The organism is Pseudomonas sp. 05N432, from assembly GCF_056396945.1.
The window spans coordinates 290,596-315,868 of record NZ_JBFTMM010000002.1 but is presented as its reverse complement, the minus strand read 5'-3'; the positions used below and the strand labels follow the sequence as shown (position 1 = coordinate 315,868).

The 25,273-nt window shown below is 57.4% G+C and carries 28 protein-coding genes and 1 pseudogene; 13 read left to right on the top strand and 16 right to left on the bottom strand.

Translation table 11 applies throughout. The features are described 5' to 3' along the window. Window positions 1–675: 675 nt before the first annotated feature. Window positions 676–945 carry a hypothetical protein gene (locus AC1DHT_RS03800; RefSeq protein WP_054596089.1) on the top strand — a complete coding sequence of 90 codons (270 nt, stop codon included), beginning with the start codon at window positions 676–678 and terminating at the stop codon, window positions 943–945. 197 nt (window positions 946–1,142) lie between these two features. Beyond that, the gene (locus AC1DHT_RS03795; protein ID WP_347929172.1) at window positions 1,143–1,703 is read left to right on the top strand and encodes a magnesium transporter; all 561 of its coding nucleotides are present in this window, start codon (window positions 1,143–1,145) and stop codon (window positions 1,701–1,703) included. 44 nt (window positions 1,704–1,747) lie between these two features. Here AC1DHT_RS03795 and AC1DHT_RS03790 read toward each other — a convergent pair whose 3' ends face one another. The 5 genes from AC1DHT_RS03790 to AC1DHT_RS03770 are packed head-to-tail and all read right to left on the bottom strand — an operon-like array spanning window position 1,748 to window position 6,789. After that, the gene (locus tag AC1DHT_RS03790; protein ID WP_054598259.1) at window positions 1,748–2,065 is read right to left on the bottom strand and encodes a cytochrome C oxidase subunit IV family protein; all 318 of its coding nucleotides are present in this window, start codon (window positions 2,063–2,065) and stop codon (window positions 1,748–1,750) included. Window positions 2,066–2,098: 33 nt separating this feature from the next. Beyond that, window positions 2,099–2,812: a heme-copper oxidase subunit III family protein gene (locus AC1DHT_RS03785; RefSeq protein WP_427536765.1), complete on the bottom strand. Its 714-nt coding sequence runs from the start codon at window positions 2,810–2,812 to the stop codon at window positions 2,099–2,101. Between the two features lie 6 nt (window positions 2,813–2,818). Continuing rightward, window positions 2,819–3,511, bottom strand: a complete 693-nt coding sequence (locus tag AC1DHT_RS03780; RefSeq protein ID WP_427536767.1) for a cytochrome c oxidase subunit 3 — start codon at window positions 3,509–3,511, stop codon at window positions 2,819–2,821. Continuing rightward, window positions 3,508–5,283 carry a cytochrome c oxidase subunit I gene (gene ctaD / locus AC1DHT_RS03775; protein WP_427536914.1) on the bottom strand — a complete coding sequence of 592 codons (1,776 nt, stop codon included), beginning with the start codon at window positions 5,281–5,283 and terminating at the stop codon, window positions 3,508–3,510. The genes AC1DHT_RS03780 and ctaD overlap by 4 nt, the downstream gene beginning before the upstream one ends. A gap of 48 nt (window positions 5,284–5,331) precedes the next feature. Beyond that, entirely contained in the window at window positions 5,332–6,789 is a 1,458-nt protein-coding gene (locus tag AC1DHT_RS03770; RefSeq protein WP_427536769.1) for a c-type cytochrome, read from the bottom strand. A gap of 454 nt (window positions 6,790–7,243) precedes the next feature. On the opposite strand from AC1DHT_RS03770, the gene AC1DHT_RS03765 reads away from it, so the two are divergent. The 3 genes from AC1DHT_RS03765 to AC1DHT_RS03755 all read left to right on the top strand — a co-directional run bounded on the left by AC1DHT_RS03765 (window position 7,244) and on the right by AC1DHT_RS03755 (window position 8,687). Then, on the top strand, window positions 7,244–7,582 hold the full coding sequence (locus AC1DHT_RS03765; protein WP_054596084.1) for a hypothetical protein: 339 nt from the start codon (window positions 7,244–7,246) through the stop codon (window positions 7,580–7,582). A gap of 483 nt (window positions 7,583–8,065) precedes the next feature. Beyond that, entirely contained in the window at window positions 8,066–8,248 is a 183-nt protein-coding gene (locus tag AC1DHT_RS03760; protein WP_095082823.1) for a type II toxin-antitoxin system HicA family toxin, read from the top strand. Between the two features lie 31 nt (window positions 8,249–8,279). Further along, on the top strand, window positions 8,280–8,687 hold the full coding sequence (locus tag AC1DHT_RS03755; protein ID WP_071551463.1) for a type II toxin-antitoxin system HicB family antitoxin: 408 nt from the start codon (window positions 8,280–8,282) through the stop codon (window positions 8,685–8,687). A gap of 35 nt (window positions 8,688–8,722) precedes the next feature. On the opposite strand, the gene tam is transcribed toward AC1DHT_RS03755, so the two are convergent. Further along, complete coding sequence (gene tam, locus AC1DHT_RS03750; protein WP_427536771.1) at window positions 8,723–9,493, bottom strand: trans-aconitate 2-methyltransferase; 771 nt, start codon at window positions 9,491–9,493, stop codon at window positions 8,723–8,725. Window positions 9,494–9,806: 313 nt separating this feature from the next. After that, complete coding sequence (locus AC1DHT_RS03745; protein ID WP_019692252.1) at window positions 9,807–10,136, bottom strand: YXWGXW repeat-containing protein; 330 nt, start codon at window positions 10,134–10,136, stop codon at window positions 9,807–9,809. A gap of 306 nt (window positions 10,137–10,442) precedes the next feature. Between AC1DHT_RS03745 and AC1DHT_RS03740 the strand changes: the two genes are divergently transcribed. From AC1DHT_RS03740 to AC1DHT_RS03720, 5 genes are all read left to right on the top strand, one after another. Next, the gene (locus tag AC1DHT_RS03740; RefSeq protein ID WP_427536773.1) at window positions 10,443–11,978 is read left to right on the top strand and encodes a DUF1800 domain-containing protein; all 1,536 of its coding nucleotides are present in this window, start codon (window positions 10,443–10,445) and stop codon (window positions 11,976–11,978) included. Between the two features lie 21 nt (window positions 11,979–11,999). Next, the gene (locus tag AC1DHT_RS03735) at window positions 12,000–13,196 is read left to right on the top strand and encodes a DUF1501 domain-containing protein (protein WP_427536775.1); all 1,197 of its coding nucleotides are present in this window, start codon (window positions 12,000–12,002) and stop codon (window positions 13,194–13,196) included. Between the two features lie 186 nt (window positions 13,197–13,382). Next, a complete protein-coding gene (locus AC1DHT_RS03730; RefSeq protein WP_477761237.1) occupies window positions 13,383–14,330 on the top strand; it encodes a hypothetical protein in 948 nt (315 codons plus the stop codon). Between the two features lie 315 nt (window positions 14,331–14,645). Next, window positions 14,646–15,149, top strand: coding sequence for an inclusion body family protein (locus AC1DHT_RS03725; RefSeq protein WP_123582560.1), 504 nt, complete (start codon window positions 14,646–14,648; stop codon window positions 15,147–15,149). Window positions 15,150–15,271: 122 nt separating this feature from the next. Then, window positions 15,272–15,811: an AidA/PixA family protein gene (locus tag AC1DHT_RS03720; protein WP_427536779.1), complete on the top strand. Its 540-nt coding sequence runs from the start codon at window positions 15,272–15,274 to the stop codon at window positions 15,809–15,811. A 210-nt stretch (window positions 15,812–16,021) separates the two neighbouring features. Here the strand turns inward: AC1DHT_RS03720 and AC1DHT_RS03715 are convergent, their stop codons facing one another. The 6 genes and pseudogenes from AC1DHT_RS03715 to yiaY form a co-directional block, all read right to left on the bottom strand. Then, a complete protein-coding gene (locus AC1DHT_RS03715) occupies window positions 16,022–16,546 on the bottom strand; it encodes a DUF4142 domain-containing protein (protein ID WP_427536781.1) in 525 nt (174 codons plus the stop codon). Between the two features lie 129 nt (window positions 16,547–16,675). After that, window positions 16,676–18,019, bottom strand: a complete 1,344-nt coding sequence (locus tag AC1DHT_RS03710) for a sensor domain-containing protein (RefSeq protein WP_427536783.1) — start codon at window positions 18,017–18,019, stop codon at window positions 16,676–16,678. A 106-nt stretch (window positions 18,020–18,125) separates the two neighbouring features. Next, window positions 18,126–18,320 (bottom strand): annotated as a pseudogene (locus AC1DHT_RS03705) (LysE family translocator); the annotation flags it as partial. A 27-nt stretch (window positions 18,321–18,347) separates the two neighbouring features. Next, complete coding sequence (locus tag AC1DHT_RS03700; protein ID WP_427536785.1) at window positions 18,348–18,761, bottom strand: VOC family protein; 414 nt, start codon at window positions 18,759–18,761, stop codon at window positions 18,348–18,350. A gap of 4 nt (window positions 18,762–18,765) precedes the next feature. Further along, window positions 18,766–19,506: a PA3715 family protein gene (locus tag AC1DHT_RS03695; protein WP_427536787.1), complete on the bottom strand. Its 741-nt coding sequence runs from the start codon at window positions 19,504–19,506 to the stop codon at window positions 18,766–18,768. A gap of 94 nt (window positions 19,507–19,600) precedes the next feature. Next, window positions 19,601–20,749: an L-threonine dehydrogenase gene (yiaY, locus tag AC1DHT_RS03690; protein ID WP_427536789.1), complete on the bottom strand. Its 1,149-nt coding sequence runs from the start codon at window positions 20,747–20,749 to the stop codon at window positions 19,601–19,603. A 155-nt stretch (window positions 20,750–20,904) separates the two neighbouring features. Between yiaY and AC1DHT_RS03685 the strand changes: the two genes are divergently transcribed. Continuing rightward, on the top strand, window positions 20,905–21,924 hold the full coding sequence (locus tag AC1DHT_RS03685) for a DUF4917 family protein (protein ID WP_427536791.1): 1,020 nt from the start codon (window positions 20,905–20,907) through the stop codon (window positions 21,922–21,924). Between the two features lie 103 nt (window positions 21,925–22,027). On the opposite strand, the gene AC1DHT_RS03680 is transcribed toward AC1DHT_RS03685, so the two are convergent. Continuing rightward, a complete protein-coding gene (locus AC1DHT_RS03680) occupies window positions 22,028–22,570 on the bottom strand; it encodes a helix-turn-helix domain-containing protein (protein WP_427536793.1) in 543 nt (180 codons plus the stop codon). Window positions 22,571–22,728: 158 nt separating this feature from the next. On the opposite strand from AC1DHT_RS03680, the gene AC1DHT_RS03675 reads away from it, so the two are divergent. Continuing rightward, on the top strand, window positions 22,729–23,511 hold the full coding sequence (locus AC1DHT_RS03675; protein ID WP_427536795.1) for an aldolase: 783 nt from the start codon (window positions 22,729–22,731) through the stop codon (window positions 23,509–23,511). Window positions 23,512–23,542: 31 nt separating this feature from the next. Next, window positions 23,543–24,430 (top strand): dihydrodipicolinate synthase family protein, encoded by an 888-nt coding sequence (locus tag AC1DHT_RS03670; RefSeq protein WP_427536797.1) that lies wholly within the window; start codon window positions 23,543–23,545, stop codon window positions 24,428–24,430. Between the two features lie 130 nt (window positions 24,431–24,560). Here the strand turns inward: AC1DHT_RS03670 and AC1DHT_RS03665 are convergent, their stop codons facing one another. Further along, window positions 24,561–24,905, bottom strand: coding sequence for a YegP family protein (locus tag AC1DHT_RS03665; protein WP_427536799.1), 345 nt, complete (start codon window positions 24,903–24,905; stop codon window positions 24,561–24,563). Between the two features lie 57 nt (window positions 24,906–24,962). After that, complete coding sequence (locus AC1DHT_RS03660; RefSeq protein ID WP_054596073.1) at window positions 24,963–25,268, bottom strand: ribbon-helix-helix domain-containing protein; 306 nt, start codon at window positions 25,266–25,268, stop codon at window positions 24,963–24,965. Window positions 25,269–25,273: the final 5 nt, after the last annotated feature.

Here is a 25,273-nt window from a genome sequence, read left to right as displayed (position 1 = left end):
GGCTCTGTGCGCCAGTCTGGCCGGCGTGCTTGGCCTGTCTCTACTGGAGGGTCATCTGTGTAGCCAACGATTCCAGGGGCGAACGCCGCTCGCGCACCTACACACCTACACAACATTCGCACCTCCGTGTCCATTAAGAGTTCGATTCCCTTCACCCGCTCCAATCGAATTTGGTCTCACGTCAAGGTGGTTTTGACGGGAGATGTAGAGACATAAAAAAACCGGTCCAAGTGGCCGGTTTTTTGTGGGCGGGATTTAGTGAAGCACTGTTTCTTCCACCCTTGAACAACCTGTTAACACCAGCCAAATTCAGTGTCGACCACCCATTTACTGGTGGCACAAAGAAGCCAATTTCCGAAAAGGCAATGTCCCACACGACACTGGGAATTGTCCGTACACTTGCGCATTGCTGTGCTTTTGTCACGAGGCTTATAGTCGGCCGACGCCCAAATGGCGTGTCGGGTTTGGCGACTCGACGACATGGTGCAGAAGCTTCCGAGCAGTTTCGGAGCGCTTTTGAACGCACTTAGCTGCCTGTTTTTTGGTAGCTGTGCGTGGGAGATCCTAGGATCTGCCGGTTATGCCATGTCCGGTTCGCCAACCCGCGTACAGCTGCCACCCATTTGTTTGGCGACAATTGAGTGGTGGGGTCCTCCAACTACATGGTGATCACTCATGAATGAATACATGGCCTTAACCAGCAACGCCGACGACCTACCCTCCCTGTTCGTCAACACCACTCAACCGCTGCATTCACTGCTCAGCACGGCCAGCTACAGAATCCGAGCCGTGACGCAGATTCTTGAAAACCTCGCGATGCGGGGTGACATCACCACTGACTCGGTCATTCTCAGCGACTTCGCATTGCTCTGCTGCATACCTTTGCGCGACGGTTGCGATGTGCTGGATGTGATTGCGCGACGCATGGATGCAGAACCGTCCTGACGTTACAAGGGGGCGCTGTTTCGGCGCCTTCTCCAGATCTTGACACTGCAAATCACGCATGCTAGCGAATGCTATACTTCTTTCAAATTGCATGAAGTCTGCAACGTCCCCTACCGCTACAGATACCGACTGCAAATCTCAGTTAACGGCTGCAGGACAGAGGAGGTCCACAGCAAGCACGAGATGGGAGGTGTGGTATGAATCGGCACTATTACATCAGTGACAATCTCGACGATCTTGAAACCGTTGAAAATGAACTGGAAGCCAACGGCATCAATACCGAACAAATTCATGTGCTCAGTGAAGAAGTGGCTGATGTTGAAGAACATCACCTCCACGAAGTTAACTCGTTAATGAAGCAAGATACTGTTCACTCTGGCGAGATTGGTGCGGTGGTCGGCATACCACTCGCGGCGCTGGTCCTGGGTGGCGCCTATTGGCTGGGCTGGACCGAATCCGCTGCAGGCTGGATGCCTTTTATCTTCCTTGCCATTGTTATATTGGGCTTCAGCATCTGGGAAGGCGGTTTTTTTGGAATCCAGGTGCCAAACACTCACTTCCGCAGTTTTAAACAGGTGGTCGACGAGGGTAAACATATCTTCTTCGTGGATGTTGAGCCGGATCAGGAATCGGTACTGGACCGGGTAATCGAACATCATCCAAGGCTGAAGATCGCCGGCACGGGAACGGCAGCCCCCCACTGGACAGTCGCCTGGCAGCACAAATGGCATCAGTTCAAACGAGTGATATCGGGTTAGCCCCGCAGGCTTGAGGGCGTCCGGAAGTGCCATCCGGACGTCGCTTATTGGCCGAAGAAAATCACCCGGCTGAGGAACACATAATCAGCCTCGGTGGCCATCAGTCCGACGAGTACCAGTAAACACAACGGTGGCACCAATATGGCGTAGACCATGGCCAACCGTTCCCAGGCCATGTGCATGAAGACGGAGACAATCAGACCTGCCTTCAACAACATGAGCGTGATGATCAGGAACCACCGGAGGTAGCCCTGGAAGTGAAAATAGTCGACGAGATACGACAGCGTGCTGAGGACGAATAACAGCCCCCAGATTTTAAGGTACAAGCTGATTGGATGTTGCTGACCCTGGGTATGCGCCATCATCAGTGCTCCTCTTCAGAAGCTGTTCACGACCTACCATAAATAGAAGAAAGCAAAAATAAACACCCACACCAGGTCCACGAAGTGCCAGTAAAGCCCGGCTATCTCGACGATCTGATAGTTTCCGGAGCGCTCATAATCTCCGCGCAATACTTTCATCGCCACAATGCTGAGGTAGATGACGCCGACTGACACATGCAGCCCGTGGAAACCGGTAATCATGAAAAAGCTGGCACCAAATTGCGCCGCCCCCATGGGGTTCCCCCAGGGACGCACTCCTTCTGCGATGAGCTTGCTCCATTCAAATGCCTGCATGCTGACGAAGGTCACCCCGAAGGCTGCGGTCGCCAGCATCAGGGCAGCGGTTTTCGCGCGATCATGGCGATAGGCGAAATTGACTGCCATGGCCATGGTGCCGCTGCTACTGATCAGCACAAAGGTCATGATGGCGATCAGAATAAGCGGGATTTCTCTGCCGCCGATCGTCAATGCAAACACTTCACTGGGGTTCGGCCAGGCGCTGGTGATCGTCATGCGTACCGACATGTAGCCGGTTAAAAAGCAGGTAAATACAAACGTATCGCTGAGCAGGAATATCCACATCATCGCCTTGCCCCAAGGCACCTGCCTGAAAGCCTCTCTGTCCGAGGCCCAGTCGTTGGCGATGCCCTGCCATCCCGTTGCAGGTGGCGAGCTGGGTGGGTTGGATGAACTGGACTCGAGTGGGGCTAGCGGGTGCGATGCCATGGCTTTTCACCTCAGGCCGCAGAATCTGGCAATGGCTTCATAGGTTGCCGGCGTACTGGTCAGCAGCGCGAATAGCACGAACCAAAGACCCAGTAAGTAATGCCAATAGATGGCACAGAGCTCTACGCTGGCGCTGAGTTGCGGCAACGGAACGTGATGCAGGAATTTAGCGACGGTTCTGCTCCAGGCGATCAGCCCGCCCAGCAGGTGGAACCCGTGCAGGCCAGTCAACAGGTAGAAAAAACTGTTGGCCGGATTACTGGCGACAAAGTAGCCCCAGGCGACAAACTGCTGCCAAACCCAGAGTTGTCCCGTCAGAAAGGCAACGGCAAATACACCCCCCACTGCAAAACCAATGACCGTTGCGTCCAGTCGCCCCTGTCGGGCGGCCATACGCGACCACTGCAGGGCGATGCAGCTGAATACCAGAAAAGCCGTATTCAGCCATAGCTGCCATAGGTTGGCCAAGGGCGCCAAGGGCTCCGTCAGGGGTCGCCAGTCGGCCATTTGCGAGCGTTCGATAAAGGCAACCAAAAAGAGAAAGAATAACGAGCTCACCACGGCCAGAAACAAGCGCAGGCCGACTCTTGCGTTTTGGATTCTATCGGCAACCTCGGCGGCCTGAACATCCTCAGGACCACCACTCCAACTACCGCCGGGGTCAGCACCGTCGGCGTTTCTCAATAGCAGCCTGTTCATGTCTTAACGTCCGCAATACTGGCTCCTGCACTGAGTTGCCGCATCTGCTCCAGCTCCTCGTCGGAGACCGTTTGCGGAACGAAATCCTGGTCTATTCCCGGCATGCTGTAGTCGTAGGCCCAGCGATGCACGACCGGCAGCTTCGCGCCCCAGTTACCGTGTACCGGCGGGGTGTCCGGCGTTTGCCATTCCAGACTGGCCGCGCCCCAGGGGTTACTGCCTGCGGGCTTGCCTTTGAAAGTGCTCCAAGCCAGGTTGAACAGGAACAGCAGTTGGGAAACGCCGACGATCAATGCGACCACCGTAATGAAAGAATTCAATTCTTGCGCCGACTGCGGGATGAACGCGTAGTTGTCATAGGCGTAGTAGCGGCGTGGCATGCCCTGGAAACCCAGGTAGTGCATGGGAAAGAAAATCGCGTAGGTGCCGAGAAAGGTAATCCAGAAATGCAGCTTGCCCAGAGTTTCGTTTGTCATGCGCCCGGTGACTTTCGGGAACCAGTGATAAATGCCGCCGAACACCACCAGTACCGGTGCGACACCCATGACCATATGAAAATGGGCCACGACGAAATAGGTATCCGAAAGCGGAATATCCACGATCACATTGCCGAGAAACAACCCGGTCAGACCGCCGACCAGAAAGGTGACGATAAAGGCCAGGGCAAACAGCATCGGTACGGTCAGATGAATGTCGCCCCGCCACAGGGTCAGAATCCAGTTGTAGACTTTCAGTGCGGTCGGCACCGCGATGATCAAGGTGGTGGTGGCGAAGAAAAAGCCAAAGTACGGGTTCATTCCGCTGACATACATATGGTGTGCCCAGACCACAAAACTGAGTACGCCAATCGCAATAATGGCCCACACCATCATTCGGTAGCCGAAGATACCTTTACGCGCATGCGTGCTGATCAAGTCGGAGACCAGACCAAACGCTGGGAGAGCAACGATATAGACTTCCGGATGGCCGAAGAACCAGAACAGGTGCTGGAATAATATTGGGCTGCCACCCTGGTGATCGAGCTGCTGCCCCAGCGAGATGATCGCCGGCATAAAGAAACTGGTGCCCAACAGCTTGTCGAACAGCGTCATGATCGCGCTGACAAACAACGCCGGGAAAGCCAGCAAGGCCATGATCGAGGCCATGAAGATTCCCCATACAGAGAGCGGCATGCGAAACAATGTCATGCCGTGCGTGCGCGCCTGCAACACCGTGGTGACGTAGTTCAACCCGCCCATGGTGGTTGCGACGATAAAAATCGCCAGTGAGACGAGCATCAGTACGATGCCCCACTCGGTCCCCGGTGTCCCCTTGGTAATGGACTGTGGCGGATAGAGCGTCCAGCCCGCACCGGTGGGGCCGCCAGAAACAAAGAAACTGGCGAGCAACACCAGTACCGCGAGCAGGTAGGTCCAGTAACTCAGCATGTTGACGTAGGGGAAGACCATGTCACGGGCCCCCACCATCAGCGGGATCAGATAGTTGCCGAAGCCACCGAGAAACAAGGCGGTGAGCAAATAAATGACCATGATCATGCCGTGCATGGTCATCGCTTGATAGTAAGTACTGGCGTCCATGAACCCCAAACTACCGGGGAAGCCTATCTGCAAGCGCATCAAATCGGACAACACCACGGCGATGATGCCCACGAATATAGCCGTCAAGGAATACTGAATGGCGATGACCTTGTGGTCCTGACTCCAGATATATTTGGTCAGGAAACTTTTGGGCTCGTGCAGTGCTTCTGTTTCGGCTTGCTCCGCATAGGCCATCACGTCATCCTCCAACTGAAGTTTCGGTGTATTGCTGGCTGCTTACGGCTACTTTCCTGGCTCCGCCTTGCTCGCGTCAGCGTCGGCATTCGCTTTGGATTTGATAAAAGCGATCAGTGCGCTCAACTCCTTATCACTCGGCGTAAAGGTCGGCATGATGGGTGCATAACCCTTGACGATTTTGGCGTTAGGCTTAAGAACCGATTCTTTTATATAGTCCTCATCGACCTTTATCCTCGTACCGTCCTCAAGGGTTTCTGTCTTGCCATACAGACCCTGCCAGCTGGGGCCGACGCCCTTGCTGCCATCGACACTGTGGCAGGCCAGACAGCCGAACGACTTGGCCAGTTGCTGTCCCTGCGCCGCCAAGTCTTCACCTGGGGCAGAAAGCTCATCGCCTTGGCGCGCGGTACCCAGTGATTTGATCAGGGTGACGAGAGCACCCAGTTCATCATCATTGAGAGTATAGGCCACCATGACCGGCGGGTAGCCCTGCACCCGCCGGGCCTTTGGATCGAGAATCGCCGATTTAAGGTAAGCCTCATCGACCTGCACACTGGTGCCATCGGCAAGCTGTTCAGTGCGGCCGTACAGCCCTTTCCATCCCGGGCCGAGACTGGCACTGCCATCCTGGCTATGGCAGGCGTTGCAACCGTACTTCTCGACCAACAGTCGGCCTTTTTCCAGCACGCTGTCGCGACTGGGTTTGGTAGCTGCCGCTAATGTCTGCGCAAAAGTCGGTTGGCTGCTCAGCCATTGATCGAAGGCGTTCTGTTCGTCCACGATCATATGGCCGCGCATGTTGTAATGCCCTACGCCACAATATTCAGCGCACATAATTTCATATTGCCCGGTTTTAGTTGGCGTAAACCAAAAGTACGACACCATCCCCGGCACCATGTCCATCTTGCCGCGCATTTGCGGTACATCGAAATCGTGCAGCACATCTTTAGAACGCAGTAAAACTTTTACCGGCTGATCGAGCGGAAGGTGAACTTCATTGTTGAGTATCAATATATCGTCCTGCCCTGCAGGATCCTTGGGATCAAGACCGAAAGGGTTGATGGAATCAGCAAACTTGATATCCGACTTTCCCAACTTCCCGTCTCGACCGGGAAAACGAAAAGCCCACTGCCACTGTTGGGCAACCACTTCAAGTTCATAAGCTTTTTTCGGCACCCGGACGAAATCACTATAAACAACCAGGCCTGGCGCCAACATCGCGGCAATACCGACCGACGTAACGATAATTAACCATAACTCCAACTTTTTATTGCCTGGCTGGTAAGCCGCCCTGGCACCGTCCTTATGACGATAACGCATCACGGCGACCGCCATAAATACCGTGATGGCGATGAAAAATATTCCGCTGATGACCAGGGTGATGAACTGGGTGGTGTCTATCGACCCCCAGTTGGAAGCGGCCGGTGTCGCATGCCAAGGCGCCAGAATATTGAACAACACTGATGCAACAACGATTAGAATCAAGATAATTGCTATTGCCATTTTCTCTTCATCCTATTCCTGTTACGCGTGGATTATGCAAAAGCATCGCCACTTAACAGCATCGTCAAATTAATATTAATCTGACGTCCCAGCAGAGCAGACAAGCACCACTGCTCCTGACGGTAAAGTCAGCAAGAAGTATAGTGCAGGAACGGAGCACGCGCTTCTCCTGAAGTACCGTGACGCACGAGCACTCCAACTCCAACTCCAACAACAAGTTAATTATTTAAATCCATTCGCCACCTATAGCTAAAGAAATTCAGCATCACGTCTCCCGGTACTGGATTGGGCATAGCGACTTGTTTCCGATCAGTCAAAAGAATCAGGGTCGAGCCCCACGCCCCTAAGCGAGGCCCGGTTGCCAGCTATACTTAATTTCTGATTACGGACAGTAGCGATCGACCAGCAGCGGCCCGAGCTACAGAGTCCAGCAGTCCACAACGGAGGTTCCGTCATGAGTGCCTTGACGATCGAAGGCTGGTGCAAAATCAGCGGCGCCCAAAAATCCACCCCGGTGGGAGAGATCCATTTTGACGTCGATGCCCCCCTCCACCTGCGCCTGGAGGAAGCTGAAGAACGCCTGCAGAAGACCCATGAGCGTGAAGCCATGGTCGATGTCGACATGAGTTCAATGGATTTGATCCTGCCTGAGGGATACGGCCCCTTGTCCGACTGCCAAATGCGCGTCTATTTGCAACACGAACGCGGTCAGTTCCATCTGGTCGGACATCGAGCAAGCGATGGAAGCTTGATCTATACCAATGCGGTATTGATTGATCAGCTGCTTGAGTAGCGACTCCGTGATGATCGGCATTGGTCTTTCTCTGTCCAGATTGCGTGAAGTGTCCAACACCGCGATGGTTTGACGGGGATGCAGAGACATGAAAAAACCGGTCCTCAGTGACCAATGCCAGTCAGTTAAGGCACAAACCTGTGGGAGCGAGCCTGCTCGCGATGACGGTATAACATCCAACATCAATGTTGACTGACCCACCGCTATCGCGAGCAGGCTCGCTCCCACATGGATTGCGTTTAATTGACTGGCATTGTCCTCAGTGACCGGTTTTTTTATGCCCGCCGTTCAGCAGCAACACGCGTTGAACTGGCTTGAAGGAATCAGAAACACTCCAGCGCTGCTCCTGGACACCGTGTCTTGCGGTGGTTCCTACACTGTTCCCTACCACTCATCCATTCTGTCGCCACCCGCGGTGGTTATAGTGTTGATAACTTATTTTCAGTAGGTATAGTAACCACCTACACAGCACAGGGAAGTGATGTGAATAGCCGATATTTGATAACCCAAATCGTCGCAGACGGCTGGTATCTGGTACGGGTCAGGGGCAGTCACCACCACTTCAAGCATCCCACGAAGCCCGGCCTGGTCACCGTCCCACACCCGAAAAAGGATTTACTGACCAAAACGGCCGTCAGCATCCTGCAACAGGCCCTGCTGTATTGAGTCGGCGAACAGCACCCGGAGGACAACGTACATGCTTTACCCAATTGCGATTTCTATGGGCGATAACGAACACGCCTGGGGCGTGGAAGTGCCGGATATTCCGGGCTGCTTCTCGGCCGGTGATGACCTGGACGATGCGATCGCCATGGCGCGCGAAGCCATCGAAGGCCACTTCGAGATACTCGCCGAAGACGGATCGGCGATTCCGCCCGCCAACAAGGTCACCGTACACGCGGCCAATCCGCAGTACGCCGGCGTTACCTGGGCATTAGTGGACATCGATGTCACCAAGTACCTGGGCAAGGCTCAGAAACTCAACATCACCCTGCCCGGCTATCTGCTGACCCGTATCGACGAATACGTGCTGCATCACCCGGAAGAGAAAAGCCGCTCCGGCTTCCTCGCCTCGGCGGCGTTGAAAGTGTTGCAACAGGGCTGAGGGCAACAGCCTCAGTCCTGATGCAGCAACGGCCTTTAGCGGGTCGCCACAATGAATAAACGCGGGAACGGCAGCAACACCGAACCATCGGCCAGTACCGGGAAGAATGGCTCTAACGCAGCCAGGTATTGCTCGAGGTACTGCGCTTTTTCCGCCTCGTCGAGCGGTTCAAGAAACGGCCGCAAACCGCTGCCCTTGAACCACTCGACCACGGCCGCGGGACCGCCCGCCAGCGGATGATGGTAGGTGGTGCGCCACACATCGACCCGCGAGGCGCACGAACACAGCATCTGGTAGTAGGTGTTGGCATCGTCGAGGGGCGTCCGTTTCCCGGCGATGTCCGCAAGCTTGCTGGCCCAAGGCCCGTTATTGGCGACTTCACGCATCATCCGGTGCGACGGTTGATCGAGGTTGTCGGGCATTTGAATCGCCAGGCTGCCACCGGGTGCGAGCTTGGCCACCAGCGACGGCAACAGCGTGGCGTGGTCGGGCAACCACTGGAACACCGCATTGGCGAAAATCACATCGAACGGGCCGGGCTCGCTCCAGGCGGCGATATCGGCGGTGTCGAAGCGTACGTCCGGCAAGCGTTTGCGGGCAGCGTCGATCATGTCGGCCGAGCTGTCCAGGCCGCGCACCTTGGCGTTGGCAAAACGCTGCACGAGCAATTCGGTAGAGTTGCCGGGGCCGCAGCCGATGTCGATCACCGAACGCGCATCGGTGCTCGGGATAGCCGCCAGCAAATCGCGCGCCGGGCGCGTGCGCTCATCTTCGAAAGCCACATACTGTTTGGCAGACCAGCTCATCGCGTACTCCTGTAACGGATCAGGACATGAGCGACGCACTAGCCTCGGCGTTTCGCCCGTGGGGCGCCAGTAAGCGACGGACCCGCCAAGTTCGTCAAGACTCGGTGGGTAGGTGATGTGGTGAAGGTGGTTACGCCGATGTCAGGCATGCGCAATCCATGTGGGAGCGAGCCTGCTCGCGATAGCGATGGGTCATTCAACTTAATGTTGAATGTTATGCCGTCATCGCGAGCAGGCTCGCTCCCACAGGCTTGTGCCTTAACTGACAGGAACTACCCGAAGGTCGCTCTTTTAATTCGGCGAAACGCTGGATCTAGTGGGCCCAGCCCCCGCCTTGCCAATGCCAGCCATCGTTGCGCTGTTCCCAATGCGGGTGCACGTAACGATAACCCCGGCGTTCCGGTTCCCAGTGCCCGCGAACGGCGACATAACGCCCGCCTTCCCAGCGCCAGTAACCGCGCGACCAGACATAACCTGGCCGGCCCGCGGGCTCCACTTCGATCACCTGGACCGGTGGTGGCTGCGGTGCGATGACTTCGACGTACTCGCGTGGCGGCGGACGCCGGTCGTGAACCACCCGCTCCTGTACGCAACCGGAGGCCGCGATGACCACTGCTACCAATGCCGCGTAACGTAACAACATGCTGCCTCCTGAGGCTCATCGGCCAATAGAGTAACCCTGTAAAACCATGCCCCCTTTACCGCCGCGCTCCTGCTTGGCGTATGAATATTTGTACCAGCAGATATCTGTCTAATACCTGAACCAACCCACAGGAACTGTGTAAAGAAAACTTGACCTTCCACAGCTCGCAGAACCTGCAAGAACACGCGCAACGCCATCTTTGTCGAGCTGTTCTAGATGCACGTTATTCAGCATAGCGTCAGCTGCACGGGTGGAAACTACACTGGCTGCAGTCGACGTCTCTCTTGATACTCGGGAACCTCCTACATGCACATGTCACATGCCGTTTTGCGCCCGTTGTGCCTGTCGGCCTGTTTGCTGTTGTTTCCCTCACTCGCCTTGGCCGGCACACCCGCAGCGCTCAACTCGAGCGACATTGCCTGGCTGCGTCGCGATGGCTTCGATCTGGATGCCGCCAACCTCGCGCGCTTGCGCAGCATGGGGCGCGAGGGCCTGCTTCAAGCCCAATTGGCCGACCGCATCAATGACCCGCTGCCACCGGCAATCAACGCGCTGTTGCACAGTTATCCGGTATTGAGCACGTCGCCCGAATCCTTGTTACAGGCATTCAAGAGCCAGCAGGAACAGTTCAAGGCCATGCCCGAAGGAGACGCCAAAAACGCCGCGAAAAAAGATGCGCAACAACAAGCCAACGAACTTGCAGAACAAGCGCGTGAAGCCGTGCTGTTGCGTGCAGTGTATGGGCCCAATCAGCTCAAAGAGCAGTTGGTGGGTTTCTGGCTCAACCACTTCAGCGTGTTTCAGGGCAAAGCTCGCATACGGGTGCTGACGGCGGACTACGCAGAACACGCAATCCGCCCACACGCGCTGGGTAAGTTCAAGGATCTGGTGATGGCCACCCTCAAGAGTCCGGCGATGCTTGAGTACCTGGACAACGCGCAAAATGCCAAGGGCAAGGTCAACGAGAACTACGCCCGCGAATTGATGGAGCTACACACCCTGGGTGTCGGCTCCGGCTATACCCAACAAGACGTCCAGCAACTGGCGTTGATTCTGACCGGTGCCGGGCTGATGCCGCTCGATGGTCGCACGCAGAAATTTGCTCCTCGGTTACAGGCCTTGGTGGTGCGCGAAGGGCTGTTCGAATTCAATCCTCGTCGTCACGACTTTAGCGACAAGGTACTGCTCGGCCATCCGATCAAGGGCAGCGGCTTTGACGAGATCCGTCAGGCCGTGGAGCTGATTACCCGGCAGAAAGCCTGTGCGCATTTTGTCTCGCAACAGCTGGCCAAATACTTCGTTGCCGATCAGCCGCCACCCGCGCTGGTGGAGCGGATGGCCAAGACCTTCCAGGACAGCGACGGCGATATCGCCCAAGTGATGCGTACGTTGTTCGAGTCGAAGGAGTTGCTGCAAAGCACTGCTACCAAATTCAAGGACCCGATGCAGTTTGTGGTGTCGGCGGTGCGGCTGGCCTATGACGGTAAGCCGCTGGCCAACGCCAGACCGATGATCAATTGGCTCAATCAGTTGGGACAGCCAGTATTCGGTCGCGTGACACCGGACGGCTGGCCTCTGGAATCCAGCGGTTGGTCGAGCTCGGGGCAGATGTCCAAACGCTTCGAAATCGCCCGGGCAATCGGGCGTGGGGATAACCGATTGTTTACCCCACAAGGTAGCAACCTGCCCGGTCCGGGGTTTCCGATGATCACTACACCGTTGTTCTACGAGGCCATCTCTCCACACCTTTCAGCAACGACCCTTGCCGCGCTGAACAAGGCCGTGTCGCCTCAGGAATGGAACACCTTCTTGCTCGCCTCACCTGACTTCAATAACCGCTGAACCGCGTAATGAGGTACCGCCATGAATCGTCGAGAACTGCTGGTTGCCGCTGCGGCCGCCGCGACACTGCCGTCCTTGTCGTTTAGTGCAAAGCTGTTCGCCGCCCCTGTTTCGGCACCGCGCTTTCTGATCGTCTTTCTGCGCGGCGGCTACGACTGCAACAACCTGCTGGTGCCCTACTCCAGCGATTTTTACTACGAGTCGCGTCCAACTCTCGCCATCGCCCGGCCGGACTCGCATAACCCCAACAGTGCCATTGCACTGGACAGCCATTGGGGCCTGAATCCGGTTTTACGTGATTCGATCTACCCGTTGTGGCAACGCAAGCAGATCGCCTTCGTGCCGTTCGCCGGGACCGATGACGTGTCCCGCAGTCACTTCGAAACCCAGGACAATATCGAGTCTGGCGAACCGACCCAACAGCGCAACCGTTACGACTCTGGCTTTCTTGCACGCTTGTCGCGTCAGGTGCCGAACAGTGCGCCCATTGCCTTCACCGATGCCTTGCCCCTGAGCTTTCAGGGCGGCAACGCCATCCCTAACATCTCCTTGCGCGGTACCTCGAAACCGGCCTTCGATGCTCGACAATCGGCGATTCTTTCGTCGATGTACCAAAACACACCTTATGCCGCTTCCGCAGCCGGTGGCCTTGAACTGCGCCAGCAGGTGTCAAGGGATCTGCAAGAAGAGATGGTCAAGGCCAATCGTGGCGCGCCGAATGCACAGAACTTCGCGGCCCAGACCCGGCGCATGGCGACGCTGATGCGCGACCAGTACCGACTGGGTTTCGTCGATGTCGGCGGCTGGGATACCCACGTCAATCAAGGCAGCACCAGCGGCCAACTGGCCAACAACCTGGCGAACCTCGGTGAAGGCCTGGTCGCCTATGCCCGGGCGCTGGGGGATGAATGGAACAACACCACCGTGGTGGTGATCTCGGAGTTCGGCCGCACCTTTCGTGAAAACGGCGCCAGGGGCACCGACCACGGACATGGCACGGTGTACTGGGTACTTGGCGGCAACGTTCGCGGTGGACGCATCGCGGGTGAACAGGTGGCGGTCAACCCACAAAGCCTGCTGCAAAACCGCGATTACCCGGTGCTCAACAACTATCGGAACCTGCTCGGTGGTTTACTTGGCAGGACCTGGGGCTTATCCGCTTCGCAGTTGCAGAACGTATTTCCCGGTGCGCGTCCGGACGCATTGCAGTTACTCTGATCGGCGTAAGAAATATGCATCCGTTCGCGTAGGAAATTTCATCTAACAATTCCTCCGGCAACCCTCACACAGACCTCGGTTATAAACGTGGGCGATCGCTTCAAGATTCAACGGAGCACCGTCTACTAAAACTAGAGAGTGACTACTGTGCTGAAAAATTCCGGATCGAATGCGGGCAAKGGCCCCATGCCCATCGTGCCGTCTCCGGCAACACCCAACACGTTGCCCACCGGGCAAAAACCCAGGAGCAGCAGCGTCTTTCCCCCGGTTGAAAATCCTCAGGTCGCATCATCAAGCCCCTCCGCACCACCCCCTCGACCAGCGCCTGCCATTCCACCAAAACCACCCGTATTTTTAGTCCCCAAGCTATGCGCCGTGTGCAAATCCAATCATCAGGGACCCTGCCTGGTTCAACCTTCCAGCGCAGCATCGCCCTCTTCACAAAAACCGGCTTCGGCGCTGGAAATGTATGAACAGCATCAGGCGAACTATCAGCCACAGGACCGGACCCAGCCGTTCGAGATCATGCAGTCGGTCACGGACGACAATCTGAAGTTCAGCAACAAAAAGGCGACCGACCCCGAGCTCGCAAAAGTTGCGGACAAGAAATTCACCCTCCGGCACTACACCACGTCAAAGGACGGTCCCCCGCCGTTCAACACTATTTCATCGAACTTTGAACTGGTGCACCGCAAGATCAAAACCCTGCAAAGAACCCAGGGCAGCAACACCAATCAGGATGATTGGGTGCGGCTGGGCAACACGGCGTTTACCTTCTTTCTGTTGGCGATCGACGGCGAGGTAGCGAACCGGAAGTTCCTCGCAGGTGCAACGCATTACGCTGAAATCGACCCGGAAAATCTGGAGCAGATGACGGCGGCGGGTCTGGGAAATGCAGAGTTTTTCGCCTCGCCCGACCTGCTGCACACCAAGGATCTGTCCAGTGCCAAAGCCATCAAGGGCCCGTTGAAAGACCTCAAGGCACTGATGGTTGCAAGCTCCGGACTCAAGGCCATCAGCTTGGGTCGAACATCGGCGCAAGGCCTGCTAAAAGCCATCGACGGTCAATTCGCCGACACCCTGGAAGTGAAGCTGCCGGGCTCGGTAATCGTTGCTCAATGGCACACGGTCTAGAGGGAAATCAACGTTTGGGAAACGTTCTGGATCGCTGTTTTCTTATCGCCAAATCATCGAAAGCCAGAAGAAAAACGACCGCTCGTCGAACGAAGTCCCCTCTGTTTTGACAGCTTAAGATGGGCATCTATAGTGCAGACGCGGCCTGTTGGAAGGAACCCGGGCCGGTCACTTTCATAGGCAAGGAGCCAGGCCAGCTCGTACCTTGTGATCGGTAGGTTCCCCGTAGTAGCGCGCTTACAGCAGCCGTATGGCAATCAAGCGTTGTTGTGCCTGGTAGACGCCAGGCTCTCACTATGAACAAGGAGCTTTACTATGTCTCGAGTCACGGATGTGCTTGTTTCGATCGACACCGAATCCATTCTGAAAAACTACCCGAACATCAGCAAAAATCCCAACGCGCCAACGCTTATCGATGTCAGTCATGTGTACATGGTCACCAACCGAGACAACGTGATCAATGGCCAGGCCGGTGGCGAACTGAATCTGAAAGCCTCCGTCGGTGACCTGATTCGCTGGCGCGAAACCAGCCTGTCGCAGAGCTTCGAAACAGCGGTCATTTTCTACAAGTTCATCGGCAACGCCGGTAATGAACTGATCTCGACACCGACTCCACGCAAAGCCACCGCGTGTGTTGCCGTGCCAAACACCAGTAACCCGTCGGTGCCTAGCTGCCAGAAAGTCGATAACCATTACTGGTCTTCGGAAACCCTGGCCACCGGCAGCGTGACCTATCACTTCAACTTCCTGATCGTGAACAGGGACTGCCAGATTGTAGCTTGCTGCTCGTGGGACCCGTTCATCACCATCCGTAACTGATCTGGACGGCCCCTTGGCGACAAGGGGCTTTCCCCTCTGCCTCGCGCCCCGACTGGAACTGGATGTCTTGCGTAAGCCGCAGCGGTGGCCGTGATCGACCCACATCATGAAAGGAAGCCGTGATGTCCACAGATACCAGCGCAAACCCGTCATCCACCACTGAGCAGGCAACCAATGTGTTGCTGATTGTCGACGCCGAAACCCTGCTCACCCGCTACCCGGAACCGAGCCTCGACCCGCAGAAACCGACCGTGATCGAGGACGGCTTCATTTTCACCTTTGGCGCGTCCCTGGGGACAACGCCAACGTCCAAGAGCCCTTGCCTTGAACTACCGGCAAGTTCAACCAAAACCTTCCACATCCGTGGCCGAACCGTTGGCCTGCACGCCGAACACAGCGTGGTGTTTTACAACCTGACTGTGGGCGACGCCGGTGTGTTCTCAAAACCGCATCTGGTGGTGCATAACGGCCAGACCTTGCCGGCCCCCAATCCCGAATCCCCCACCGAACCGCTCCCGGTGAAAGCCGATGATCACTATTGGCATTGCCAGCAGCTGAGCACCGGTGTCGAACAGTGCGAGCTGAGCTTTATGCTGGTGAACAGCAGCTGTGAAGTGCTGGGGTATTTCAGCTGGGCGGTTGGGGTGAAGCTGTCGAACTAAAGTACCCGGACTGTTTTTGTGGCGAGGCTCGAAGCGGTACCGGCTCGCCACCTACTTCGTAGCAGCTGTCGAAGGTTGCGTTCGGCCCGCGTAGCGGCCGTAAATCTGACACCGCATCATTTCCGAGATACAGAGAACACGGTTTTGCAAGGGGTGCACCCTCGAACGCAGGCTTCGCCAGCTGCTACGGATCGAGTGAGCATGCATGCCTCAACCATCCACCCGACCCGATTGGCTATTGGCCTGAAGAGCCCTGGCCATATGCAAATGGTTTTCGAGCTTGGGCAGGGTTTCTGCAACGAAGGCCTTGAGCTCCGGCACGTCGGTGGTTTGTGCCTCCTGCTTCAACTGTTCGATGGCTTCCTGGGTGGTTTTCACCTGGCTGGCGGCATAGGCCGCGTCGAACGAGTCGCCGTCCTTGACCTCAGGAATCAGCGCCTTGGCCTTGCTGGCCACCTCCTCTCTGGGAGCTACGGGCAGATCGAGTTTCTTGGCGATTTTTGCCAGATGCTGGTTGGCCGTGGTGCGGTCGTTGATCACCACAATCGTGTAATCCTTGACCTCTTTGGATTCGGTTTTCTGGTGAGCCAGGCGGCTGGCTTCGATGTCAGCCATACCTTTGAGCGAGGTGTCGTTGATGAAATCGGTTGGCGACTGGGCCAAAGCATTGCTGGCGCCCAGGCCCAGCAATACGGCAAAACTGATGGTCGATAATCGGCTGGCCATACGGTTCATGGTCGCGCCCTCCTTGAACAGGCAAATGAGTGCAGCAGGTTTCCCCGCCTGACGTCTGAAGTTAAAACACCGCAAAGGTTTAGAAAAATTGCACCGGTCGCGACGAACGGCGCCCGAACGGAAGCCGAATCAGACGCGATCCAGCCGTCCACTCAGGCGTTTGACTGCGTACATGGCCTCATCCGCATGCTTGAACAACTGCTTTTCTTCGCTGCCATGCTCGGGGTAGAGCGCGATGCCGATACTCGGCAGTATGTTCAGGGTATGGCTGTCCAGGCGCATTGGCTGGCCGAGCACCTGACGGATTTTGATCGCCACACGGGCGGCGTCTTCGGCGGCCTGAATGCTGTCGAGCAGAACGACAAACTCATCACCGCCAATGCGCGCCACCGTGTCGGACTCACGCACGCAGCCTTGCAGTCGATTGGCCACCGCTTGCAGCAGCATGTCGCCGACGCCATGACCATAGGTGTCGTTGACCTGCTTGAAGTGGTCCAGGTCGACGTACAGCAGCGCCATCCGTCCAGAGTCTTTTCTGGCTTTGCCGAGGGCTGCTGTCAGGCGTTCACGCAACAGTTCGCGGTTAGGCAAGCGGGTCAACTGGTCGTGCTGCGCCATGAATTGCAGCCGGAAGTGCAATTGCTTGCGCTCAATGGCTGCCGCGAGCTGGGCACAGACGTATTGCAGCAGCTCCTTGTCGCGCTCGGTATAGCGTTCGCCACCGGGTACGCTTTTGACGATCAGTGCACCGATGGTGCCTTTCTGTGAGTTCAGCGGCACACCCAGCCAGCAGGGTGAGTCCTGGCCATTGCCGACCTCGGACAGTCCGGGCATCGAGACAGGTTGGTCAGGCGTCACCAGCACCGGCTGCCCCGTTTGGATCACCTCGGTGCAAAGCCGGCCGGTAACGCTGCACAGCGGATCGCTCTCGTGTTCATCGACGTGGTACGGAAAACTCAATTGCTCGCAGTGCTCATCATAGAGCGCCACCGAGAAGTTCAGCGCCGGCAGCCATTCGCCAATCAATTGATGAACGAGCTTGAACAGCGCCAGCAAATCCTCAGCGGCATGGGCGGCTTCGGAGATCGCGTACAGTGCGGCCTGCCGGGACTCTGCCTGTTTGCGTTCGGTGATGTCACGAGCCACGGCGATGCGCAGTTGGTCAACTTCAGACCAACGCGCCGACCAGAGAAGATGCACCACCTGACCATCCTTGCGCAGGTAGCGGTTTTCAAAATTCGGGTTGGGCTGGCCGCGCATGATTTCCCGGGCGGCGTCCAGGGTCCGTTGGCGATCGGCCGGGTGGACCATCTCGATCATCAACTGGCCGATCAGCTCGTCCGGGGTGTAACCGAACACTCGCTCGCTAGCAGCACTGACAAAGACGAAGCGCCCCTGGCTGTCGACCGCACACACGACGTCGAGCAAAAGATCGATGTAACTCGCCAGCGGCGCGGAATTACTGGTGGTCATCAAAGATGGATACTGTCCAAAAGTGCAGCCGTGAGTATCAATCCCTGGACCCGGCCATCGTTGAAACGGATGTCCTGACGCAGCTGTCGCAACCCTGCGCGCAGCCTCAAACCTTGTTCGTCAGCAACCCCGGCACCGCGTGCAGCAAGGCGTTGATGGCGAAACCGGTGAACATTACCCCGCAAATCCGGGTAATTGCCAGCTCATGACGCTGATACAACGTGCGCACCCGACGAGTGCCCACAATGCCGATCAGAATAGCGTATGCAGCGATACCGCTAATGAAACTCGGAAAGATCAGCTATGGACATGCCGGGAGTGCGCCCGGTCACGGAGTGAAAAACTTCATCCCGGCATAAGGTCTCTGGCGGCACGCCTGAAGGCGCGACACCAGATCCCCAACATGGGCCTCGATCTTGTGCCCATCTGGATCCAGAAAATAGAACGACGCGCCTTCGCTGCGATTGTCACGCCACTCTAAAACACCCACAGCTCGCAGTCGCTCAACCAATACCGGGAAGTCGCTGGCGCCTACGCTGAATGCGTAATGGGTGTAATCGACCGCCGCCTCAGGCTCGCGCAGCGGATCGAGAGACAGGCACAGCCACAACCCCGGCAACGACAGATAGGCACCGCCGTCCCAGGTGGCGTCGAGGCGCAGTTGCAACAGGCCATGATAGAACGCCACGCTGCGGTCCAGATCGGTGACCGCCAGGGTCAGGTGGCTGAGGCCGGAGAGCATCGGTTCAGAGCCCTTTTAACTCTTTCGGAACAACATACCGCTGACCGTCATACCGCAGCGTCGTCAGTACCGTTTTCCCCACTGTATCTTTGGATTCGCATTCGCCATTCTTCACCGCGTCTTGCGAGCCGGTGGTCACCGATTTAACGATCAGGTCGGCGAAGCCGTGGCTGCTGGTTTTGGCTATATCCAGAGTGCGTTTGATGTTCGAGAACTCGCCCGCACAGTTGGTATCCCACTCACCGCTATCGGATTCGATCACCAGTTGCTCCAGTACCGGGCGCAGTGTGTTGCCTTCGCGAACATACAGCGACAGCCGGGACTCGCCGAAAGGATTGGCCCGTGATGAGCCGGTGAACCCCGCACGCACACCGAATGCCCGCAGGTCGGAAGTGAGCTTGTAGCGTGCGGTGTCGATGCTCAGCCCATCGAACCGGACAGCATCGGAGCTGAACACCGAGGCTTTGGAATAGCGAGCCAGCGGCTTACCGTCGACGTTGGACACCACGGCCAGTTTCAAGTCGTACATTCCGGTGCCGTCCGCTTCATCGCTGAGGGTTGGATCCGGCTCGATTTGCGACAGCGCAGTGATGGTCTGGCCGTCATAGGCCGGCCAGTCCTTGCACACCGAATAACCCGGCACACCCTCGGGCAATGGCGGTGTTACACACTCGGCATATGCCTGGGTCACGCCCAGCGCACCACTCATTGCCACACATCCCAACCAGCTGTATTTCAAGGTCATTCCCTGTTCCTTGCGCACGTCATCAATCGATAAAAGATCAGCCCTGCACTATCGCCCGCCCGGACCGTCGATTCAACCGGTTCGATACAGCAGTTCAAAACGCGCTACGAAAGATCTCCTCGATCTGCCGCTGATCCGCCGCCCGTGGATTGGTCAGGCCGCAGGCGTCTTTCAAGGCGTTGGCGGCGAGGATCGGGATGTCTTGCAACTTGGCGCCGAGATCACGCAAACCGCCGGGGATTTCCACATCCCTGGCCAACGCGCGGATCGCCACGATGGCCGCCTGGGCCCCCTCTTCCGGGCTGACGCCACGAGTGTCGGCCCCCAGAGCCTGCGCCACCACGGCCAGGCGTTCGGCACAGACCGCGGCGTTGAAGCTTTGCACGTGCGGCAGCAGTACTGCGTTGCAGACACCGTGGGGCAAGTCATAAAAACCGCCCAACTGGTGCGCCATCGCATGCACAAACCCCAACGAAGCATTGTTGAACGCCATGCCGGCGAGGAACTGCGCATACGCCATGTTTTCCCGGGCGATCATGTCGCTGCCGTCGTGCACGGCCATGCGCAGGTTGCGGCTGATCAGCTCGATGGCTTTCAGCGCGCAGGCGTCGGTGATCGGGTTGGCGGCCGTTGAAACGTAGGCTTCGATGGCGTGGGTCAAGGCGTCCATGCCGGTCGCTGCAGTCAGGCCCTTGGGCATGGCCGCCATCAGCGCCGGGTCGTTGACCGATAGCAGCGGCGTGACGTTGCGGTCGACGATGGCCATTTTCACGTGACGCGATTCGTCGGTGATGATGCAGAAACGGGTCATCTCGCTGGCAGTACCGGCGGTGGTGTTGATCGCGATCAGTGGCAATTGCGGCTTGGCTGATTGGTCGACGCCTTCGTAATCGGCGATCTTGCCGCCGTTGGTGGCGCACAACGCGATGCCTTTGGCGCAATCGTGGGGCGAGCCGCCGCCCAGGGAAACCACGCAATCACACTGGCTACGCTGGAGCAGCTCCAGGCCGCTTTCGACGTTGGCGATGCTCGGGTTCGGTTTGGCGCCGTCGAAAATCACCGAGTCGATGTCCTGCATCGCCAGTTTTTCAGCGATCAACCCTGCCACACCAGCCTTGGCCAATCCTGCGTCCGTCACGATCAAGGCCTTGCGAAAACCATAGTTGCGAATGGCGTTCATGGCTTCGTCGAGGCAACCGGTGCCCATGATGTTCACGGCAGGAATGAAAAACGTGCTGGTCATGACCAATCCTCTTCGATAGGGCCGAACCGGCAACCCCGATTCAGCGGAGGCCCAGAGGATCGACCTATCCGTTACCGCGCATCTTGATCTGGCTCAACACCCGGTCGTGATAAAGTCTGCGCCCTGCACTCCACCCGTTTGAGATGACCGACGCAATGACCGATTTCCAGGAATTTGATGCCCGACTAGAAGACTGGAATGCGTTGCGCGCAACCACCCCGTTCAGCGGCCTGCTGGTGGGCAACGGCGCCAGCCGCGCGGTGTGGGATGATTTTGGTTACGACTCGCTGTTCGAGAACGCCCGCACGGTCGAAGAAAAGCCGTTGAGCCAATCCGAGCTGAGCGTGTTCGACGCGATGCAAACTCGCAGTTTCGAGCAAGTGCTGAGTGCACTGAAAACCACCAGCCGGGTCAACAAGGCCCTGGCCGTGAGCTCCGCCGCACCGCGCAATCGCTACTACGCGATCAAGGAAGCGCTGATCAACACCGTGCACGCGGTGCACATCCCGTGGCGCCTGGTGCAGGCCTCAAGCCTGGCAGCGATCAATCAGGAATTGAGCACCTATCCGACGGTGTTCACCACCAACTACGACCTGCTCAATTACTGGGCGATCCAGCACCAACCCGATGCCATCAGTGACCTGTTTCACGGTACCGAACCAAGCTTCGACCTGAGCGCCAGCAGCGCGGATAAAACCCGCCTGCTCTACCTGCACGGCGGCTTGCATCTGGTGCGCAATCAGGACGGCACCGCACGCAAACTGACCTCGACCGAAGGCACGCTGCTGGGCAGTTTTGCGATCAACAACACCATCAAGACGCTGGACGACGTGCCACTGTTCGTCAGCGAAGGCAGCTCTGAAGACAAGCTCAAGACCATCCGCAGTTCGGATTATCTGTCGTTCTGCTATGACCAGTTACTCAAGCAAAGCGATGCGCTGTGCATCGTCGGCCACAGTCTGGGCAAGCAGGACGCTCACATCGTTCATGCGCTGCGCCAGGCGAAACCGAAGACCGTTGCGGTCTCGATTTACCCACGCAGCGCGGCGTTCATCCAGAGCCAGAAGCGGCATTACGCGAAGGTGTTTGAAGGGACCGGTGTGGCGCTGAGGTTTTTTGATTCCAAAAGCCATGCGTTGGGTAGCCCGAAGTTATCGGTTCCAGTCGAGGTCTAGTGGCGCCGGGATCGACGCCATCGCGAGCAGGCTCGCTCCCACAATTGATCTGCGACGTCCCCCCTGTGGGAGCGAGCCTGCTCGCGATGCTTTTGCTGTCGACTCACTCCTCTGCGCTATGCACCACCACCAGCAACTGTGCCTGCACCTCGCCTACCGAGCGCAGGCGATGCGGTTTTTGCGCGTTGAAGTGCAGCGCATCACCCCGGTTCAGAATCACCCGTTCGCTCATGAAGTCGACTTCGACCTGGCCTTCATGGACGAACAGGAACTCCTCGCCCATGTGCTCCTTGAAGGTCTTGTCGCTGAACTCTTTGGGCGGATAGATGATGAACGGCAGCAGGCTGCGCTCGCTGACCTGATGGGCCAGCACCGCGTAACCCGGAGCCTGGTCATTGGCCGCCAGCGACTGGCGCTCTTCGGCACGCACCAGGCTGTAGCTGTCGAGGCTGATGGTGTCCTCGGAGAACAATTCCTCGACCTTGACGTTCAGCGCCTTGGCCAGTTTCAGCGCCGCAGCGATGGACGGGGTGTTCAGCCCGCGCTCGACTTTCGACAGATAACTCTTGGTCATGCCGGATTTTTCGGCCAAGGCCTCCAGCGTAACGCCGAGTTTTTTTCGCAGTAATTTCAAACGGATAGACATGTGGAGCGATTAATCCATCAAGGAGGCAACGATTAGCCCTTGCCAATGACACAAAGTGTCATATAGCCTCTTAAGTGTCATTTGTGTTCACCCAACGACTTTGCGAGCAGCGGGAAAACACATCCGACGTCCATTGATCACTGCAAAGGACACCCGATATGGCCAAGACATTAGCACTACCCAAGGACCAACTCATCAAGCAGGCGCTTTCGCAGATGCAAAGCACGCTGGCGGATAATACGTGGACCGACCGGCAAAAGCTGGCCCTGACCTGCCGCATTCTGTTCGAGAACGGTCACGACTCCGGCCTGGCCGGGCAAATCACCGCCCGTGGCCCGCAGCCCGGCACCTATTACACCCAACAACTGGGCCTGGGTTTCGACGAGATCACTGCGAGCAACCTGCTGCTGGTCAACGAAGACCTGGAGGTGCTGGAAGGTCACGGCATGCCCAACCCGGCCAACCGCTTCCACAGCTGGGTGTACCGCGCCCGCCCGGATGTGAACTGCATCATTCACACGCACCCGATGCACATCGCGGCGTTGTCGATGCTCGAAGTGCCGCTGGAAATCTCGCACATGGACCTCTGCCCGCTCTATGAAGACTGCGCCTTTCTCGAAGCCTGGCCGGGTGTGCCAGTGGGCAACGAAGAAGGTGAAATCATCGCCGGGGCCCTGGGCGACAAGCGTGCGATTGTGCTTTCCCACCATGGCCAGCTGTCGACCGGAAGGACTATCGAGGAAGCCTGTGTCATCGCGCAGTTGATCGAACGCGCGGCCAAATTGCAGCTGCTGGCGATGTCGGCCGGCGAGCTTAAACCGATTCAGCCGGCGCTCGGCCGCGAAGCCCATGACTGGATTTCCAGACCCAAACGCCACGGTGCCGCCTTCAACTACTACGCTCGGCAGAACCTGCGTCAACACGCCGATTGCCTGAACTGAATCCATCCCATTGCTTAAACGGAGAGACGCCATGTCTACCCCTTCTATTCACGGCATCATCGGCTACACCATCACCCCGTTCACCGCTAATGGCGAAGGCATCGATCTGGATACGCTGGGTCGCTCCATCGACCGTTTGATCGACGGCGGCGTACACGCCATCGCCCCGTTGGGCAGCACCGGCGAAGGTGCGTACCTGAGCGATGCGGAGTGGGACCAGGTCAGCGAGTTCAGCATCAAGCATGTGGCCAGGCGTGTGCCAACCATCGTCAGCGTCTCCGACCTGACCACCGCCAAATCCGTGCGCCGCGCACGTTTCGCCGAGGCACAGGGCGCCGACGCGGTGATGGTCTTGCCGACGTCCTACTGGAAACTCAGCGAAGCCGAGATCCTCGCCCACTACCGTGCCATCGGCGAGAGCGTCGGTGTGCCGATCATGCTCTACAACAACCCGGCCACCAGCGGTACCGACATGTCGGTGGAGCTGATCCTGCGGATTTTCAATGCCGTGGAAAACGTGACCATGGTCAAGGAGAGCACCGGCGATATCCAGCGCATGCACAAACTGCAATGGCTCGGCGAAGGTCAGGTGCCCTTCTACAACGGCTGCAACCCGCTGGCGCTGGAGGCGTTCGCGGCGGGCGCCAAAGGCTGGTGCACGGCAGCGCCGAACCTGATCCCGCAGTTGAACGGCGCGCTGTATCAAGCGGTGTTGGCCAATGACTTGGGCACGGCCCGGGAGTTGTTCTATCGCCAGTTGCCGCTGCTGGACTTCATCCTCAAGGGCGGTTTGCCCGCGACCATCAAGGCCGGTCTGCGCATGACCGGGCTGGAAGCTGGCGATCCGCGTCTGCCGGTGTTCCCGCTGGGTGAAGCCGCTCGCAGCCAACTGCAAGAGATGTTGACCGAATTACGCTGATTTCCAGACGCATACATAACCATTGTGGGAGCGAGCCTGCTCGCGATGAGGCCATAACATTCAACATCTATGTTGACTGTTATATCGCCATCGCGAGCAGGCTCGCTCCCACATTGGATCTTCGGTGCATTCAAAACACCGGCAACGTTTTGTCCTTGATCACCTTGGTCGGCCCGTTGGCCTTGACGCTGGCGATGCCTTTTTCCAGTGCCGCGTCGGAAGAATAGGCCTCGCTGCTGCCGATGATCTGATGATTGGTAGCAGTGAGATTGAAGTAAGGATGGCCATCCTTGGTGGACTTTTTCTCGTAGCGTTCATCCAGTGGGCTATTGGCCTGAACCGAGGCGATGCCGTCATCGGCGGCGCTGCGCGTGGTGTACAGCTCGCTGGTGAGAATGGTCTCGGCGTTGGCCGCTTTCAGCACAAAGCGAAACTGGCCAGTGATGCTTTTGCTCAACTCGTACCATCCAGACATGCTCGTTCTCCTTGGCGATTGAAGGGGTTCGCGCTTCAGAGTAAAGACCACGCCCCCCTACTTCACCACCGCGCGCACCACCGACAACTCCGGCGTCGTCACCCGGCGCTGGCTCAGGTAACGCGTGCAGCTGACCCGCAGAAACGAGGCGAAGTTCACCACTTCGCCCCGGTAGTCCATCACCTCTTCATAGAGCTTGGCGATCAACTGGTTGGTGGTCATGCCATCGACTTCAGCAATCTCGCTGAGGATGTCCCAGAACTGGTTCTCCAGCCGCAGCGTGGTCACCACCCCGCAGATGCGCAGCGAGCGCGAGCGTGACTCGTACAGGATCGGGTCGGCTTTGACGTACAGCTCGCACATGCGCA

Coding starts and splice junctions, on each gene's coding strand:
- AC1DHT_RS03800 (WP_054596089.1), top strand. CDS start 676: ATGAATGAATACATGGCCTTAACCAGCAACGCCGACGACCTACCCTCC.
- AC1DHT_RS03795 (WP_347929172.1), top strand. CDS start 1,143: ATGAATCGGCACTATTACATCAGTGACAATCTCGACGATCTTGAAACC.
- AC1DHT_RS03790 (WP_054598259.1), bottom strand. CDS start 2,065: ATGGCGCATACCCAGGGTCAGCAACATCCAATCAGCTTGTACCTTAAA.
- AC1DHT_RS03785 (WP_427536765.1), bottom strand. CDS start 2,812: ATGGCATCGCACCCGCTAGCCCCACTCGAGTCCAGTTCATCCAACCCA.
- AC1DHT_RS03780 (WP_427536767.1), bottom strand. CDS start 3,511: ATGAACAGGCTGCTATTGAGAAACGCCGACGGTGCTGACCCCGGCGGT.
- ctaD (WP_427536914.1), bottom strand. CDS start 5,283: ATGGCCTATGCGGAGCAAGCCGAAACAGAAGCACTGCACGAGCCCAAA.
- AC1DHT_RS03770 (WP_427536769.1), bottom strand. CDS start 6,789: ATGGCAATAGCAATTATCTTGATTCTAATCGTTGTTGCATCAGTGTTG.
- AC1DHT_RS03765 (WP_054596084.1), top strand. CDS start 7,244: ATGAGTGCCTTGACGATCGAAGGCTGGTGCAAAATCAGCGGCGCCCAA.
- AC1DHT_RS03755 (WP_071551463.1), top strand. CDS start 8,280: ATGCTTTACCCAATTGCGATTTCTATGGGCGATAACGAACACGCCTGG.
- tam (WP_427536771.1), bottom strand. CDS start 9,493: ATGAGCTGGTCTGCCAAACAGTATGTGGCTTTCGAAGATGAGCGCACG.
- AC1DHT_RS03745 (WP_019692252.1), bottom strand. CDS start 10,136: ATGTTGTTACGTTACGCGGCATTGGTAGCAGTGGTCATCGCGGCCTCC.
- AC1DHT_RS03740 (WP_427536773.1), top strand. CDS start 10,443: ATGCACATGTCACATGCCGTTTTGCGCCCGTTGTGCCTGTCGGCCTGT.
- AC1DHT_RS03735 (WP_427536775.1), top strand. CDS start 12,000: ATGAATCGTCGAGAACTGCTGGTTGCCGCTGCGGCCGCCGCGACACTG.
- AC1DHT_RS03730 (WP_477761237.1), top strand. CDS start 13,383: ATGCCCATCGTGCCGTCTCCGGCAACACCCAACACGTTGCCCACCGGG.
- AC1DHT_RS03725 (WP_123582560.1), top strand. CDS start 14,646: ATGTCTCGAGTCACGGATGTGCTTGTTTCGATCGACACCGAATCCATT.
- AC1DHT_RS03720 (WP_427536779.1), top strand. CDS start 15,272: ATGTCCACAGATACCAGCGCAAACCCGTCATCCACCACTGAGCAGGCA.
- AC1DHT_RS03715 (WP_427536781.1), bottom strand. CDS start 16,546: ATGAACCGTATGGCCAGCCGATTATCGACCATCAGTTTTGCCGTATTG.
- AC1DHT_RS03710 (WP_427536783.1), bottom strand. CDS start 18,019: ATGACCACCAGTAATTCCGCGCCGCTGGCGAGTTACATCGATCTTTTG.
- AC1DHT_RS03700 (WP_427536785.1), bottom strand. CDS start 18,761: ATGCTCTCCGGCCTCAGCCACCTGACCCTGGCGGTCACCGATCTGGAC.
- AC1DHT_RS03695 (WP_427536787.1), bottom strand. CDS start 19,506: ATGACCTTGAAATACAGCTGGTTGGGATGTGTGGCAATGAGTGGTGCG.
- yiaY (WP_427536789.1), bottom strand. CDS start 20,749: ATGACCAGCACGTTTTTCATTCCTGCCGTGAACATCATGGGCACCGGT.
- AC1DHT_RS03685 (WP_427536791.1), top strand. CDS start 20,905: ATGACCGATTTCCAGGAATTTGATGCCCGACTAGAAGACTGGAATGCG.
- AC1DHT_RS03680 (WP_427536793.1), bottom strand. CDS start 22,570: ATGTCTATCCGTTTGAAATTACTGCGAAAAAAACTCGGCGTTACGCTG.
- AC1DHT_RS03675 (WP_427536795.1), top strand. CDS start 22,729: ATGGCCAAGACATTAGCACTACCCAAGGACCAACTCATCAAGCAGGCG.
- AC1DHT_RS03670 (WP_427536797.1), top strand. CDS start 23,543: ATGTCTACCCCTTCTATTCACGGCATCATCGGCTACACCATCACCCCG.
- AC1DHT_RS03665 (WP_427536799.1), bottom strand. CDS start 24,905: ATGTCTGGATGGTACGAGTTGAGCAAAAGCATCACTGGCCAGTTTCGC.
- AC1DHT_RS03660 (WP_054596073.1), bottom strand. CDS start 25,268: ATGTGCGAGCTGTACGTCAAAGCCGACCCGATCCTGTACGAGTCACGC.